The following is a 1,685-nucleotide window of genomic DNA, read 5'->3' as shown; positions in this document are numbered from 1 at the left end:
GATCACACAGGCACGCCCAGCTTCTAGGCGATCGTCCAGAATTTTTACTGGAACGATCCTCGTTGCCATTTCTGCGAACGAGTTTAAGTGCCCCCCTAGCCCCGATATTGTAAGCACCGTTTAAGTCGGCATTGAAGCGCTTACCTGAAGGAAAAGTGGCTAGAGCATAATTTCTTGAATCACGCTTAACCGTACCTGAACCATCATAGGCGAGCTTTGAGGCTGGTTGACTGACAAAACTTATTTAGGTGCATATTGGTAAGTCAGTACCTTAAACTCTAGGCGATAGAGTCGTTTTTCCTGTTGCTTGCGTGATGCCTTAGCTAGCTCTGGGTCGAGGTGGCTGATGAATCGAACTCGACGGATGAGTTGCCAGCCATTTTCTAGGGCAGTTCTGACCCATTCGCAGCCAATACGGAAATAACTGTTGCCTCGAAACCAATGAGTGTCAACCCATCGCCGTCTGCCAGTGTCAACAACTTCAACTCCAAGATCCGTAACATAAAGGGTAGCGACTGCCAGCAATATTCCAGAGACGGGATAAGGCACATACAGAACGCAGCTCAGATTTCTGGATATTCCAGCCATTGGACTGGTCATCCAAAAAAGCTTCCTCAATGTTAAAGCGTAAGCCGTATTCCTGAAAAGTCTGTAGAGTAGTCTTCTGATCACTTACAATCCCCCAGAACACGACCTTGACATTGTTGCGACCAAAGATGATGTGAACCGGGCCAAGCCACTGCTGTTTGTGCAACTTGAACGGGTGTTAGCATAGGGCTTCACCTGGCTTGAAGTGAAAGTCTTGCAACTGAGACCAGCCTTTGCCCTGCCGCCAAATCCAGGCATCTTTCTTGAGGCGAATTCGGATTTGCCTTCCCCATTGGGCTGTTGCCGCTCTCATTAAATCTGCTTAGGGCTTAGCCCCTATCTGCCAGTAAGACAACCTTGACACCAAAAGGCAGCCGCTCAACTGCTTGCTGGAGCATCTCACGGTAATCAACAAATGAGACTGATGCACGCTATATGCTCTATCACTCGCGCCTTCCACAGGCAAGGCACGACCTCGATACACTACTGCCAACCTGATCAGGCAATATTCATCCCAGAATAGAGAAGTGTAATGACTTAAATAGATACATTCCTCTTTCGAGTCTTCTAAGGCTGCTTGAATTAACGGCTTGTACAACCGATGCACATTAATCCGGGCATTATCCAGCCAACGGCGTACCCGTCTTTGCTTACGCAAGGGCATACTGACCTCGACAAGGCAGGTAAGGAATCCAACGGGTCAGATTCACAACTCCTGTCTGTATCAAAGCCGCCACCATCCACAGGCAAGTCGTCAGATGGCCCTGATGGCTCCAAGGGCAGACTTGACCTAAGCAGGTGTTCAAGGCATTGTAGAGTTGGGAGTTTTTTTCACAGCATTTCTAGAGTATGAGTGGTATCAACTCCATCGATTGCTGGCTCCCTTCAACTTTTGTCAATCCCTCTATCCTACTCCTGGCAAACTCTTGGGGCAATTGACTTCTACTTTTTGTCAGTCAACCAGCTCCCTATCTCCCCATCTCCCCATCTCCCCATCTCCCCATCTCCCCACTCTTTCCCTGTTCCCTGTTCCCTGTTCCCTGTTCCCTAAACACTAAGTAAGTATTTCTTTTTTAGTCAAACACATCGCTATTCCT

General features: G+C 48.2%; 5 protein-coding genes and 1 pseudogene. 1 reads left to right on the top strand and 5 read right to left on the bottom strand.

Annotated features, from left to right (window positions below; all coding sequences use genetic code 11):
* The 5 genes and pseudogenes from F6K49_RS54020 to F6K49_RS46540 form a co-directional block, all read right to left on the bottom strand.
* A pseudogene (locus tag F6K49_RS54020) lies at positions 1-220 on the bottom strand (transposase); the annotation flags it as partial.
* A gap of 20 nt (positions 221-240) precedes the next feature.
* A complete protein-coding gene (locus tag F6K49_RS46555) occupies positions 241-600 on the bottom strand; it encodes a hypothetical protein (protein ID WP_293109250.1) in 360 nt (119 codons plus the stop codon).
* 166 nt (positions 601-766) lie between these two features.
* On the bottom strand, positions 767-901 hold the full coding sequence (locus tag F6K49_RS46550; RefSeq protein ID WP_293109248.1) for a hypothetical protein: 135 nt from the start codon (positions 899-901) through the stop codon (positions 767-769).
* A 9-nt stretch (positions 902-910) separates the two neighbouring features.
* Positions 911-1,252, bottom strand: coding sequence for a hypothetical protein (locus tag F6K49_RS46545; RefSeq protein ID WP_293109245.1), 342 nt, complete (start codon positions 1,250-1,252; stop codon positions 911-913).
* A complete protein-coding gene (locus tag F6K49_RS46540; RefSeq protein ID WP_293109243.1) occupies positions 1,239-1,394 on the bottom strand; it encodes a hypothetical protein in 156 nt (51 codons plus the stop codon). The genes F6K49_RS46545 and F6K49_RS46540 overlap by 14 nt, the downstream gene beginning before the upstream one ends.
* Before the next feature lie 12 nt (positions 1,395-1,406).
* Here F6K49_RS46540 and F6K49_RS46535 point away from each other — a divergent pair, with 12 nt between their 5' ends.
* On the top strand, positions 1,407-1,646 hold the full coding sequence (locus tag F6K49_RS46535) for a hypothetical protein (protein ID WP_293109241.1): 240 nt from the start codon (positions 1,407-1,409) through the stop codon (positions 1,644-1,646).
* Positions 1,647-1,685: the final 39 nt, after the last annotated feature.

Source organism: Moorena sp. SIO3I6 (assembly GCF_010672095.1).
The sequence above is the reverse complement of the archived record's forward strand: the minus strand, read 5'-3'. Positions and strand labels throughout refer to the sequence as shown.

Excerpts from the sequence above, each read along its gene's own strand:
- F6K49_RS46550 (WP_293109248.1), bottom strand. The coding sequence starts at position 901 with ATGAGAGCGGCAACAGCCCAATGGGGAAGGCAAATCCGAATTCGCCTC.
- F6K49_RS46545 (WP_293109245.1), bottom strand. The coding sequence starts at position 1,252 with ATGCCCTTGCGTAAGCAAAGACGGGTACGCCGTTGGCTGGATAATGCC.
- F6K49_RS46555 (WP_293109250.1), bottom strand. The coding sequence starts at position 600 with ATGACCAGTCCAATGGCTGGAATATCCAGAAATCTGAGCTGCGTTCTG.